12 protein-coding genes are annotated in these 11,864 nt (G+C 61.2%); 5 read left to right on the forward strand and 7 right to left on the reverse strand.

Going from position 1 to position 11,864, the window contains the following annotated elements; genetic code table 11:
- Positions 1 to 176 precede the first annotated feature (176 nt).
- Positions 177 to 1,622, reverse strand: coding sequence for a homospermidine synthase (locus EOC94_RS26965; protein WP_127294526.1), 1,446 nt, complete (start codon positions 1,620 to 1,622; stop codon positions 177 to 179).
- Positions 1,623 to 1,991: 369 nt separating this feature from the next.
- Positions 1,992 to 2,900, reverse strand: a complete 909-nt coding sequence (locus EOC94_RS26970) for a LysR family transcriptional regulator (protein ID WP_127294528.1) — start codon at positions 2,898 to 2,900, stop codon at positions 1,992 to 1,994.
- Between the two features lie 168 nt (positions 2,901 to 3,068).
- Between EOC94_RS26970 and EOC94_RS26975 the strand changes: the two genes are divergently transcribed.
- A complete protein-coding gene (locus tag EOC94_RS26975; RefSeq protein WP_127294530.1) occupies positions 3,069 to 3,494 on the forward strand; it encodes a nuclear transport factor 2 family protein in 426 nt (141 codons plus the stop codon).
- A gap of 253 nt (positions 3,495 to 3,747) precedes the next feature.
- Here EOC94_RS26975 and EOC94_RS26980 read toward each other — a convergent pair whose 3' ends face one another.
- Positions 3,748 to 4,797, reverse strand: a complete 1,050-nt coding sequence (locus EOC94_RS26980; protein ID WP_127205934.1) for a LacI family DNA-binding transcriptional regulator — start codon at positions 4,795 to 4,797, stop codon at positions 3,748 to 3,750.
- Between the two features lie 195 nt (positions 4,798 to 4,992).
- On the opposite strand from EOC94_RS26980, the gene EOC94_RS26985 reads away from it, so the two are divergent.
- Positions 4,993 to 5,319 (forward strand): hypothetical protein, encoded by a 327-nt coding sequence (locus EOC94_RS26985; protein WP_095484075.1) that lies wholly within the window; start codon positions 4,993 to 4,995, stop codon positions 5,317 to 5,319.
- A 136-nt stretch (positions 5,320 to 5,455) separates the two neighbouring features.
- The gene (locus tag EOC94_RS26990; RefSeq protein ID WP_127294532.1) at positions 5,456 to 5,899 is read left to right on the forward strand and encodes a DUF6640 family protein; all 444 of its coding nucleotides are present in this window, start codon (positions 5,456 to 5,458) and stop codon (positions 5,897 to 5,899) included.
- 160 nt (positions 5,900 to 6,059) lie between these two features.
- On the opposite strand, the gene EOC94_RS26995 is transcribed toward EOC94_RS26990, so the two are convergent.
- Positions 6,060 to 6,440, reverse strand: coding sequence for a Fur family transcriptional regulator (locus tag EOC94_RS26995; protein WP_095484236.1), 381 nt, complete (start codon positions 6,438 to 6,440; stop codon positions 6,060 to 6,062).
- Between the two features lie 264 nt (positions 6,441 to 6,704).
- On the opposite strand from EOC94_RS26995, the gene aztC reads away from it, so the two are divergent.
- Complete coding sequence (gene aztC, locus EOC94_RS27000; RefSeq protein ID WP_127294534.1) at positions 6,705 to 7,691, forward strand: zinc ABC transporter substrate-binding protein AztC; 987 nt, start codon at positions 6,705 to 6,707, stop codon at positions 7,689 to 7,691.
- 78 nt (positions 7,692 to 7,769) lie between these two features.
- The gene (gene aztD, locus EOC94_RS27005) at positions 7,770 to 8,981 is read left to right on the forward strand and encodes a zinc metallochaperone AztD (protein ID WP_245465663.1); all 1,212 of its coding nucleotides are present in this window, start codon (positions 7,770 to 7,772) and stop codon (positions 8,979 to 8,981) included.
- Positions 8,982 to 9,112: 131 nt separating this feature from the next.
- On the opposite strand, the gene EOC94_RS27010 is transcribed toward aztD, so the two are convergent.
- The 3 genes from EOC94_RS27010 to EOC94_RS27020 form a co-directional block, all read right to left on the reverse strand.
- Entirely contained in the window at positions 9,113 to 9,775 is a 663-nt protein-coding gene (locus tag EOC94_RS27010) for an aminotransferase class IV family protein (protein WP_127294538.1), read from the reverse strand.
- Positions 9,724 to 10,869: an aminodeoxychorismate synthase component I gene (locus EOC94_RS27015; RefSeq protein WP_127294540.1), complete on the reverse strand. Its 1,146-nt coding sequence runs from the start codon at positions 10,867 to 10,869 to the stop codon at positions 9,724 to 9,726. Before EOC94_RS27015 ends, EOC94_RS27010 begins: the two co-directional genes overlap by 52 nt.
- Positions 10,870 to 11,036: 167 nt before the next feature.
- Positions 11,037 to 11,774 (reverse strand): proton-conducting membrane transporter, encoded by a 738-nt coding sequence (locus EOC94_RS27020; RefSeq protein ID WP_127294542.1) that lies wholly within the window; start codon positions 11,772 to 11,774, stop codon positions 11,037 to 11,039.
- Positions 11,775 to 11,864: the final 90 nt, after the last annotated feature.

Consider the following 11,864-nt stretch of genomic DNA (forward strand, 5'->3'; position numbering starts at 1 on the left):
CATCGGCCCGAAAATCGATCCGGTTTTCGGAACGCACGATGCGCACATTCAAAGCACTAGAGCATACTTTTTGCGCCCAAATGGACGCACGTCGCGCTAGGTCGCCTTCCTTCAATCGCCCGATTTCCAGGCGATTGCAAGGTAGTGAGGCATCGCTATCGAATGAGGATGTTGCACTATCGAACGAGGATGTTGCGGAATTGCCATGGGTCGTTTTTGTCGAGGTCTTCCGGAAACAGACCAGGGCGGGTATCGAGCGGCGTCCAGTCGGTGTAGTAGCCCTTGATCGGCCCGAGATAGGGGGACTGCACTTCCAGGCAGCGCCTGTAGTCCATCTCGTCGGCCTCGACGATGCCAGCCTCGGGATTTTCCAGCGCCCAGACCATGCCCGCCAGCACCGCAGACGTGACCTGCATGCCCGTGGCGTTCTGATAAGGCGCCAGCTTGCGCGCTTCCGCCAGCGACAGTTGCGAGCCGTACCAATAGGCGTTCTTATCGTGGCCGTAGAGTAGCACGCCGAGCTCGTCGACACCGTCGACCAGTTCATTTTCGTCGAGCACGTGATGCACGGCTTGCGCCTTGCCGGCGGCGCCGAACATCTCGTGCAGCGACAGCACGGCGTCGTTGCAGGGGTGGTAGGCGTAGTGGCAGGTCGGGCGATATTGAACCTTGCCCTTCTTACCGCGCAGGGTGAAGAAGTCGGCGATCGAAATCGACTCGTTGTGCGTCACCAGGAAGCCGTATTGCGGTCCAGGCGTCGGGCACCAACTGCGCACGCGTGTGTTGGCGCCCGGCTGCTCCAGAAAGATCGCGGCCTTCGAGCCGTGCTTGTGCTTCTTGGCGTTCTTCGGCATCCACGTCTCATGCGTGCCCCAGCCGAGCTCTGCCGGTTGCAACCCTTCCGAGATGAAACCTTCGACCGACCAGGTGTTCCAGAACACATCCATCGGCTTCGGCTTCTTGGTGCGCTGGGTGTCGCGCTCGGCGATGTGGATGCCCTTGACGCCGGCCTTCTTCATCAGCCTCGCCCAGCCTTCGCGATCATGCTGCGCGGGCTCCGAGAACTCGAGGCCAAGATCGGTGGCGAGGTTGACCAGCGCCTGCTTGACGAACCACGAGACCATGCCGGGATTGGCGCCGCAGGTGGAGATTGCGGTCGCACCGCCGGGGTGCGCGTGCTTTTCTTCGATCATGGATTCACGCAGCGCGTAATTGCTGCGGCTGGCATTGTCGGCCTTGGCGTCGAAATAGAAGCCGAGCCATGGCTCGACGACGGTATCGATGTAAAGCACACCCAGCTTGCGACAGAGCCGCATCAAATCCACTGAGCCGGTGTCGACCGACAGGTTGACGCAAAAGCCCTGGCCGCCATCTTTGGTCAGCAGCGGCGTCAGCAGCTTCTTGTAGTTTTTCCTTGTCACCGCATCCTGCATGAATGTGATGCCGCGCTCGTCGAGCAGCTTGCGGTCGGTATCGCGTGGGTCGATGACCGTCATGCGCGACTTGTCGAACTTGAAATGGCGCTCGATCAGCGGCAGCGTTCCCCGTCCGATCGAGCCGAAGCCGATCATCACGACAGGGCCGGTGATCTCGCCGTAAACGGGCCAGTTTTCATTCGCCATTTATTGATTACTCCCTCAGATAGGCTGAAAAGCCGGGCAAACAGACGCAAAGCGGAGCATTTTTTTGCCCGACCGCCACGCGCTACAACCACAGATCATTGTCATAAACCAGTGAAAAGCGCCAACCGCGGCTACGCTGCGTTGGCGACGTGGTTAAGGCCGAAACCGTGGATGGGCGAAGCTCAAGATCGGCTTTTCTCGCTTCCGCAGCAACCGACGTCCGTTAGGCCGCAATGGCGGGGAGCCTATCCGGGCAACCGTGATGAGGTCGAACGGATGTTCGCGGAGTCCGGAGCTTCATCTTCGCACGCCGGACTGCATTAGGGTGGCATTTCGCCCGCTCCTGCAAACGCCCCGCCCACGGGAAGCTCAATCCCTTGGCGCTTGTCCTTCGATCAAAGTCTTGCGCCGAGCAAGCTGGTTGGCCAGGAAGTCGAGAACCGTACGAATCCGGGTCACTCGCCTGAGGTCCGGGTGGGTGAGCAGCCACAAGGCCGCCTCCATGTCCGCCAGAGGTCCACGCACCCGCCTAAGGTCGGGATCCTGATCTGCCAGGTAGCAAGGTAGCGCGGCGACCCCCATGCCAGCATGTGCGGCGGCCTGCAGGGCCAGGAGCGAATTTGCGCGGTGGACGATCCGATCCTCGGCGACGTTCTGCTTAAGCCATCTCGCCGACTGGAGATGGGCAAGGCTCTCCTCAAAACCTATCCAATCGAAGTCCGGCAGGGGTGCGTCAAGGGGGCGCCGCGCCAGATAGGCTGGCGAAGCGTATGGCGCAGTCGCCAGTTTGGCGAGTTTCCTTCCGACCAAGTTGTCGGGCGGTGCGCTAACCGGCCTGATTGCGATGTCGGCGTCTCTTTTCGACAGCGTGAAGAACGAGTTGTCGACAATGAGTTCGATCATGATCTCCGGTCGTTCCTGGGCCAATACGGTAAAGATCGGACCGAGCAGCTCGACCAAAGTGTCCGCGGTGGTCACCCTTACTGTTCCAGATGGCCGCAAATCCTGGCCAGCCAGGCGGCGCTCAAGATCGGTCAGATCGTCCAAGACGCGGGTGGCGGTAATGAGGGCGATTTCGCCGGCCAGGGTGAGCGTGTATCCATCACGAGCACGCTCGAACAGATGTGCTCCCGAACGCCCTTCCATCGCGCCCAATCGTCGAAAAGCAGTTGAGTGGTCAACGCCCAAATGGCGGGCCGCCGCACTCAGGCTGCCGGCCTCTCCGATGGCGCGTATCAGGCGCAGGTCCGACAGTTCAAAGAGTCTTTGAGTCAGCACAGCCAGACCTCCAAGTCCGGAATCCAACGGGATGCCTCATCAAGCCGATTGCCTCTGTCCGCTCGTCCTTGCGGAAACTGCAAGCTCTGCTTTCATTTTTGCCGGGTGTTTTTGCAAAACATGAAAACAAATATAGCTTGTAGCACATAACCACGGAAGGAGATCGACATGGGCGCTCCCTCGCCAGAACTCTGCAATCTGTGGCTGGCACGCGCCTTCAATGCGCACGACGTGAGTGCAGCAATAGTGATGTATCATCCTGCCGCATCAATCGTTCAGGTGGATCAGGTCCACGGTGGCACAACGATCGCGCGCGGCGCCGACGCCATTCGCGAAACCATGGCCGCCTACGTCGGCATGAACCCGCATATGGATGTCGTCACACACCACACCACGATTGCCGGCGACTTCGCGATGACGCGATCGCAATGGCTGATCAAAGGCGTGGATCAAAATGGCAAGCCGATCGAAGTGCATCATCACGGTATGGAGGTGCACCGGAAGCTGCCGGATGGCACCTGGGCCTTTTTTATCGACCATCCCTTCGGCGCAGACCCCGATTGGGCGGTCGAAGCGCCACCAAAAACGGACTAGGCTTGCCGCACTTTAAGGCCTCACGCTTGGCACGGACGCGTCCCTTCGGGATCGGGCTCCATTCGCGGCGTGCACAAATGCGGTAACTTCCGTTCGATCCGCCCATACGTTCAAAGCCGCTTGCACAGCACGGCAAAATACAGATCGTCACGCTTGGATGACCAAAAGCGAATGTCGCCAAGGATAGGCTTCAGTCTCGCCAGTGGCTGCGTAACCGCGGCGTGCGCACCACGCCAGCAACGCGCGCGCCCGTTCAGCGGATTTTTGCCCGCGGCGCGGCTGTGGACGCCCGAACCACCAGTTCCACAGGCAGAACGACTTGGCGGGGGGGTTCATTGTCAAGAACCATGCGAGCGGCGAGCCTGCCTTTTCCGATCACGTCGTGCGCAATAGTCGTCAGCGGCGGCGTGGTGCGTGCGGATTCGGCAGTGCCATCGAAGCCAATGACCGATACATGGCCCGGCACCTCTATGCCGCGCCGAACCGCCTCGTCGAGTATTGTGATCGCTTGCCAGTCCGACATGGTCAGGATTGCGGTGGCTTCCGGCACATTGTCGAATACCACTGCTCCAACAGACGGATCGCCCGGCGTCGTCTCGATGATCGGGACATCGTCGATCGACAAATTCGCCTCCGCCAAACCCTGCTTGAAACCGTCGAGCCTTTCGTCGTCGAGCGGGAAGCCGGCCAGAAGCGGGCGCTTTGCCTGTCCGGGCATGTGGACGATCGGAGGGCCCGGAGTCCTCCGTATGGATAAGATGCCAAAATGCCGGTGCCCCAGCTCAGTCAGATGCCGGACGGCAGCAACCGCGCCACTTCTGCCGTCGATCTTTATCGAATTGATGTCGGGACCTGCATCGCTTTCGAGAATGACGAAGGGCAGGCGCCGTCGTTGTGCCGATGTTATGAGACCGATATCCGCGCTGTGACCAAGGATGAAGCCGTCAACGAGGGCCTCGCGGATGCTGGCGAAGCGCGTGTTGTCGGTGCCGTTCACAAGGCTTAGCGTCGTTCCGGCCTCGTCGCAGGCAAGCGAAGCGCCCAGCACCAGCTCGCGGCCATAGGGGCTTCTCATCACCTCGGCGATGGCGTAGGCGCCAGGCGGCATGAAGCCGATGGCATTGAACTTGCCGTCCCGCAGCAAACGTCCTTTCGGGTCGGGGCCGCCAAACCCGAGCGCCCGCGCGGCCGCTTCGACGCGCTCGCGCAATTCAGGCCTGACCAGCTCCGGCCGGTTGAAGACGTTGGAAACAGTCCCCCGGGAAACTCCGGCAGCCTTGCCGACATCGGCTAGGGTTGGCATTGGCGGTTCACTCGTTTCCTTTCAGTTAGACCATAATTTGGAGCGCTCCAAGAATTTTGTTGACTCGAAAGTGGAAAAGGCAGATCGTTTTTCTTGGAGCGCTCCAAATTGGTATATATGGCATTTTTTTGCAACTGAAGCACCGGTAGATTGCAAATAGCCTTGGTCACAAAGGCCAAGCCAGTGGAGGGAGTCATGGCAGAAACCAATATTTTTCCAGCCTCGCTTATCGGTAAGACTTTCGACTGCGTTTTCGGCGCGTTCGTGCCTCGGCTGACGTTTTTCTCGCCTGAGGAATTGCATGTGCAGGCGTCGATCGGAGCTGCCGAAATTGACGAGGTGGTCAAGATCGACATGACCAGCGTACGCCCGAACCTCGTGCTCATGAGCTGGACGGAGCGAAGCGGCAACTTCATTGTGCAGTTGCAGGATCACGAGAATGGGATCGTCCATAATTATGCGCGTCTGGCCGATGGGCAGCTTTTCTGTGCCCAAGGCGCCATTCAATCCGTTCCGGCATGATGCTACCCGCGCCGCTGCCCGGCAAGGTGGACGTCGGCCTGCGGCCCGACGTGCCGTCGGTTCCCGTTGGGGGCAGTCCGGACGCCAAACTGCTGAGGTGCCGTCATCGATTTCGCCAATGAAGGAGGAAAGTGCGATGGAACTCGCCTACGACAGTCATCTGCTTGCCCGAATTCTTCTGAGCGTTGCGACGGTGGGTTACGGTGTGGTGACAATCAAAGCCGACTTGAACGCAACACACGCCACTAATCCGCTGTGGACTCCGCACGCCCGGTTTCACGTCGTCTGGCAAGTGCTGAGCTACACCGGGGTCGCGCTGATTGCGCTGGGACTTATCTGGATTGCAGGGCCACTCGAAGCCGAGCGGCTCTATCTCGCCGGCGGATTGGGCGCCGTCATGTATGGAGCGTTCTTCGTGGCCATGCTCTCACGACCGATCTATGGCGGCGTGCTCTATGACGAGAACGGCTACCTGCCATTCCGACCGCCGTTCGGACCAGCAGGCTGGCGGTGGGATGTCAATGTCACGGTCTTTACCGCAATGTCGGCGATCCTGCTGCTAGGCCTGGCCGCAATTTAGGACAGCTCCAGCGCCTTGAGCCGAGCGACCAGCCGGTGACGCTCGTCTGTCATGCCCTTCTAGTCGAGTTGGGCAAGGTCGAGCGCCAGCAGTTGCGCGGCGAAAGATGCGGCGAGCATTGTCGGCGCCGAGAAAACCGGTGAGAACGAAGACGGGCATCTCATCCATGCGCGCAAGACTCGCATAGACCCGAGAGTTCCACCGTGGCCGACTTGGTTCGGAAGCCCTGCCGTCGGGCAATCCGGCGCAGCACCCGCTCCAATGCCGGATCGTGAACTTCACTTGCTCGCCCGCAATTCGCGCAGATAGCAAAGGCGGCGCGCCCATGGGTGCATTCGCCATGGACGCAAAGCGCGAACGCGCTCAGGCTCTCGATCCGGTGGATCAGGCCCTCCTCGATGAGCCGATCCAGGGCGCGATAGATCTGTAGCGGTGAGCGGAGTCCTTCCTGGCGAAGGAGCCCAAGCAATTCGTAGGCCCCCATCGGTCTGTCGGAGCGCGTCAGCGCGTCGAGAACCAACTGCTGATTACGTCCGGGCATCCGTTGTTCCTTCGTGTTCCACGCAGTTTCGAGCACAATGGCGACCAAGTGTTATAGTATAACGTTTTTCGATTGACGAACGTGATAACATAACATAACGGATCGTCAAGAGTGGGATCGAATGGTGGCTGTGTGACCTTTCAAGACCTGACGCCGAGCTACAACGGTCACCCCGCCATGCATTACCTCGACGGGATCGTCCGGCCTGCCATGTGCGTCCGGCATGTCTCCCACAGAACCGCTTGAACAGAAGGAGATGATCGAATGTCCAGGACGCTGAAGCTTGCCGCCTTGGTGGGCGTCATAACATCGTTGCCAATCACCCCGTCGGTGGCTGCGGCCGAGAACCTCAAGGTTGTCGCGAGTTTCTCGATCATCGCCGATTTCGCCAGGAATGTCGGCGGAGACCGTGTCGACATCATCACGCTGGTCGGTCCGAATGGTGACGCCCATGTCTACGAGCCGAAGCCGGCGGACGCGGCCGCCGTTGGTTCGGCCGACGTGGTGCTGGTCAACGGCCTCCAGTTCGAGGGCTTCCTCCAGCGTCTCGTCGAGGCGAGCGCCACGAAGGCGCCGATCGTAGAATTGACTAAAGGCGGCGAGGTGTTGCGCAACACCGAGGAAGAGCATCACCGTGATCACGATAACGCCGCCAAGGGCGAGGAAGGGCACGCTGCGGAGGCGGAAGAGGGCCATGAGGAAGCGCACCACCATCACGGCGAGTCCGATCCCCATGCATGGCAATCCGTGCATAACGCTGAGGTCTATGTGAAGAACATCGCCAACGCCTTCTGTGCCGCCGATGCAGCCGGCTGTGACACCTATCGGGCCAATGCTGAATCATATGGCGAGCAGATCGAGGCGCTGGAAGAGGAGATCAAGGCTGCTGTAGCCGAAATCCCCGAGGGCAAGCGCACGATCATCACCTCCCACGACGCCTTTGGGTATTTTGAGCACGAATACGGCATAAAATTCCTCGCGCCGGAGGGCCTCTCCACCGAATCTGAAGCCTCAGCCGCCGACGTCGCGGCCCTCATCAAACAGATCAGGCAAGACAAGGCTTCGGCAATCTTCGTGGAAAACGTCACCAATCCCCGCCTGATCGAGCAGATCGCTAGCGAGACAGGCCTGAAAGTCGGCGGTGAACTCTACTCCGACGCCCTGTCGGGCGAGAACGGCCCGGCCGCGACCTATATCGAGATGATGCGGCACAACATCACGACGATCAAAGGCGCGATCCTCGCAAGCTGATCGCCACGATGGAAAGGCGGAGCAATCCGCCTTTTCGTTGACCACAATCGGTTATGTAATAACATCAAGGAGAATATCGTGAGCACAAATTGGGCGTCAGCCACGGCCATCGCGCTGCTTCTGTCTGTATCAACAAGTGCTGCCCATGCCGAGGAGGTAACCGCCTGGCACCTCTTTATCTCGGACCACGCGGATCCGAAGGTGACCGTAATCGATGCGGTCAATGGCGGAAAGCTCGACACGTTCCAGATCAAAGGGCCGGCGTCGCTCCATCGCAGCGAAAGCGGCCGGACCGTGTTCGCCGTGCAGGGCTCGGCCGGCGTCGTTACCGGGATCGCGAGCGGCATTTCCTTCGAGGATCACGGCGAACACGGCGACATCGACGTCGAAGCGCCGAAGCTTGCCGGCGTCGAGATCGCAGGCGAGAAGCCGTCGCATTTCGTCGAGCATGACGGAGATTTCGCCGTTTTTTTCGACGGCGAAGGTGTCGCCCGTATCATCTCCGAGAAGGCCGTCCTGGAAGGCAAATCGGATTTCAGGGAAGTGAAGACGGACGCGCCGCAGCACGGCGTCGCAGTCGCCTATGGCTCCCATGTCCTCCTGTCGGAGCCGAACAGGGAAAAGCCGGACGAACTCCCGGTCGGCATCAGGGTCGCTGACAAAGCTGGCGCGCAGGTCGGCGGCATCCACGCCTGCCCCGACCTTCACGGGGAGGCATCTTCCGGCAATATCCTGGCTTTCGCCTGTGCCACCGGCCTGCTTGTCGTCACCCAAGGCGACGGCACCCCGGCGATCCGCCATCTGCCCTATGCCGACAGCCTGCCGGACGGCAAAACGACAACTCTGATCGGCGGCAGAGGCCTGCAATATTTCCTCGGCAACTACGGTGCCGACAAGGTGGTGCTGATCGATCCGACACTCGAGAGCGACGCATTCCGGCTGATCGGCCTTCCAACGCGCCGCGTGCATTTCGCGGTCGATCCCGTTCGTGCGAAGTTCGCCTACGTCTTCACCGAGGACGGCCAGCTTCACCAGCTCGATGTGGTGAAGGGGGAGATCGCAAACTCGCTCAAGCTGACCGATCCCTATTCGATGGATGGCCACTGGAGCGACCCGAGGCCGCGTGTCGCGGTCGCCGGCAACAGGATCGTGGTCACGGATCCTTTGCAAGGTGTGCTGCATCTCGTTGACGCGACGTCGTTCGAGAAGACCGGTGACATTGCTGTCGAAGGCAAACCCTTCAACATCGTCTCCGTCGGCGGCTCCGGTCAGACCCACGAAGGCGAATAATCGCTCCTCCCAAGCGGCTGCCGCGCGTCCGGCCCACTCTATCCCGGCCGGACGCATTTTCCCCGACGCGCAAGGGAAGCCATGATCGAGACACAGCCATCGGCGTCGTCCGGTGCCTTATCGGTTGCGTTTCAGCCCAGCCGCGCCGGGATCAGTCCGCGCAGCGAATTGCCGACAAACAGCGCCTTGGCCGACTTCAGATCGTCCAAGGTGTAGATTGCTTCGCGGGCACGACCTTCATCCAGCAATTCGCCACGCAACACGCCAGGCAGCAGGCCGCAATCGAGCCGCGGCGTTGCCAGCACTCCGTCGCCGAAATCGGCAAAGAGATTGGTGATCGTGCCCTCACAGATTTCGCCACGCTCGTTGGCCAGCAGTACCTCGTCGGCGCGGCTAATCAGATATTCGGCTCGCGCCCGCTGATAGGTATCCCGGCGGCTCGTCTTGTGGCGCAGCAGCGTGTCGCTCGAATCGAGCCGCACCCGCGCCAGTTGCAGTCTCCACACCTTGTCGGCTGCATGCGGCTCATAAGGCAGCGCCGAGACCGTCACCTTGCCGCTGCGCGACAGGACAAGCCGTGTGCGCAAGGCTATGTCCGGCCGGTCGACGGCGTTCCTGAGCACCTCGCCGACCTTCTGCGGATCGCAGGCAAAACCCAGTTCGGCTGCCGAGCTGTAAAGGCGTGCCAAATGGCGGTCGAAACGGAGGAAGCCCTGGCCCGGCTGCCAGCGCATGGTTTCGATCAGGTCGAAATCGGCGGTGTTCCCGTCGCGTAGCGCGCTTTCAGCAGGCACTCCTGATACTCCTCCTCGGCCGTAGAATCGAAGACGACGCCGCCACCGATATTGTAGACGGCCTCGCCACTGGAAAAGAGCGATATCGTGCGGATCGCCACCGAAAAGCGCATCGTGCCGCTGGGCGCGATCCAGCCGATGGCGCCGCAATAGACGTCGCGCGGCGTGCCTTCCAGATCGTGCAGGATTTCCATGGCACGGATTTTTGGGGCGCCGGTGATCGATCCGCATGGAAACAGCGCAGCGAAGATCTGGCGGATGGTGAGGTCGGGCAAGAGCTTGGCCCGCACGCGGCTCACCATCTGGTGGACGGTCGGGTAGCTCTCAATGCGGAAAAGCTCCGGCACCTCCAGCGTGCCGACCTCGCTGATCAGCGAGATGTCGTTGCGCAACAGATCGACGATCATCCGGTTCTCAGCCTGGTTCTTCTCGTCATTGAGCAAGAACGCCTTCAGCCGCTTGTCTTCCGCCTTGGTCGCGCCGCGCGGGGCGGTGCCCTTCATCGGATGGGTCTCGATCATGCCTTCGGCATCGATCTCGAAGAACAGTTCCGGCGAACGCGACAAAACGACCGGATCGCCGAGCGCGATCAGCGCGCCGTATTTCACCGGCTGGCGGTCCGTCAGCGCATCGAAGGCAGCCAGCGGGTCGCCCGACCACTGCGCATGAACCGGAAAGGTCAGATTGCCCTGATAGCAATCACCCTTGCGAATGTGATTGTGTAGCCGCGCAAAGCGTTTTGCGTAATCTTCTGAAGACCAGGCAGCCCTTGCGTCGAAGATCGGACCGTTGGTCGCCGGCGCGTGGCTGCGCACGACCGTCTGTTCGACAGGCGCGTCGAAGATCCCCAGGCAGACAAGCGGGGCGCGGCGTCCACCAGGCAGCAGTGGAACGAGCTTCGGCTCTAGCAGGTAGCCGGCCTCGTAGGAGAAATATCCGGCCAGCCATTTGCCGGCGTCATGCGCGGCCTGCGCAATTTCCAGCGCCGGCAGGAAATCCTCCGCCTCATGCGCCACGATGATGCCGGACGGACGGTCGAAAACGAGCTGATGCGCGCGCTCGTCATTCCGGAAAATTGCAGAGGGCAGGGACATGGGGCTCGGATGCTGCGATCGATAACGCAAGCTATCGCTCTATATGGGGGCTCGATCGCGCGCAATCGAGAGAGCGGCGTCTCAAGACGCAAAGGCAGCCTTGGCGCAAAAGCAAATCGGCGGCACCTCGAGGCGCCGCCAGTCTGTGCTCGATGCCGGCAGGCAATTCAGGTGTTGCTCGCAGTCCCCGCGGTCGGGAAGCGGCGGGCAAATTCCTTCTCATCGCCGGCGGCAAGCAGTTTCGCCTGCTCGATCCAGCGCTCACGCTCGATGCGGCCGTCGAACTGGAGAACGTCTTCGATCCGCTTGATATCCGCCGCCGTCCAGGCGGCGATCTGAGCGTAGGTCCTGACCCCAAGGCCGTGCAGCTTCCGCTCGTTGACCGGGCCGATGCCGATCAAGCGACGCAGACTGTCGGGCTTGCCCGCTGGCGCTGTTGCCTTGCCTGCGGTGACTTTCTTTGCCGCCGGCGCAGCCTTGTTGGCTGTGGCGCTCGTTTTCGACGCGGCCGCTTTCGACGCACTTGCCGCTGGCGCGGCTGCCGCCTTGGCGGCCGCCGGTTTCTTGGACGCGGTCTTTGCCGGCGTCGATTTGGCCGGCGCGGTCTTTGCCGGCGCGGACGTCGACATCAATGCCGACGGTGCCGGGATTGCTGCCTTTGTCGCGCCGGTCTTGGCGCCTTGCGCCTCGGCCAACTGGCGCTCCAGGTCGGCGCGGGCGCCACGGCATACATCCAGCTCACCGGTCAGGCGGTCGGCATCGGCGCGCAGCCTGTCGCGCTCGCTGCGCGTGCGGTCCATGTCACCGCGCAGGCTGTCGAGCTCGCCACGCAGGCGTCCCCAGATGAACCAGCCAACCAACACACCTACCAAGAACGCCAGGAGCATGTAGAAAAAAGTGCCCATTGTCTCTCTCTCCAGTCCGATCCGTCTGCCGTGGCCTGGAGTGGTGACCTTGGCACAAGGACCATTCGATGGTGGCTCCGCTGTTCGCGG

Origin of the sequence: Mesorhizobium sp. M6A.T.Ce.TU.016.01.1.1, assembly GCF_003997065.1 — a bacterium.
In the GTDB taxonomy this organism is placed as follows: domain Bacteria; phylum Pseudomonadota; class Alphaproteobacteria; order Rhizobiales; family Rhizobiaceae; genus Mesorhizobium; species Mesorhizobium mediterraneum.

Bases quoted from the DNA above. Each gene is read 5' to 3' on its own strand.
- EOC94_RS26965 (WP_127294526.1), bottom strand. From the start codon at position 1,622: ATGGCGAATGAAAACTGGCCCGTTTACGGCGAGATCACCGGCCCTGTC.
- EOC94_RS26975 (WP_127294530.1), top strand. From the start codon at position 3,069: ATGGGCGCTCCCTCGCCAGAACTCTGCAATCTGTGGCTGGCACGCGCC.
- EOC94_RS26980 (WP_127205934.1), bottom strand. From the start codon at position 4,797: ATGCCAACCCTAGCCGATGTCGGCAAGGCTGCCGGAGTTTCCCGGGGG.
- EOC94_RS26985 (WP_095484075.1), top strand. From the start codon at position 4,993: ATGGCAGAAACCAATATTTTTCCAGCCTCGCTTATCGGTAAGACTTTC.
- EOC94_RS26990 (WP_127294532.1), top strand. From the start codon at position 5,456: ATGGAACTCGCCTACGACAGTCATCTGCTTGCCCGAATTCTTCTGAGC.
- EOC94_RS26995 (WP_095484236.1), bottom strand. From the start codon at position 6,440: ATGCCCGGACGTAATCAGCAGTTGGTTCTCGACGCGCTGACGCGCTCC.
- aztC (WP_127294534.1), top strand. From the start codon at position 6,705: ATGTCCAGGACGCTGAAGCTTGCCGCCTTGGTGGGCGTCATAACATCG.
- EOC94_RS27015 (WP_127294540.1), bottom strand. From the start codon at position 10,869: ATGTCCCTGCCCTCTGCAATTTTCCGGAATGACGAGCGCGCGCATCAG.
- EOC94_RS27020 (WP_127294542.1), bottom strand. From the start codon at position 11,774: ATGGGCACTTTTTTCTACATGCTCCTGGCGTTCTTGGTAGGTGTGTTG.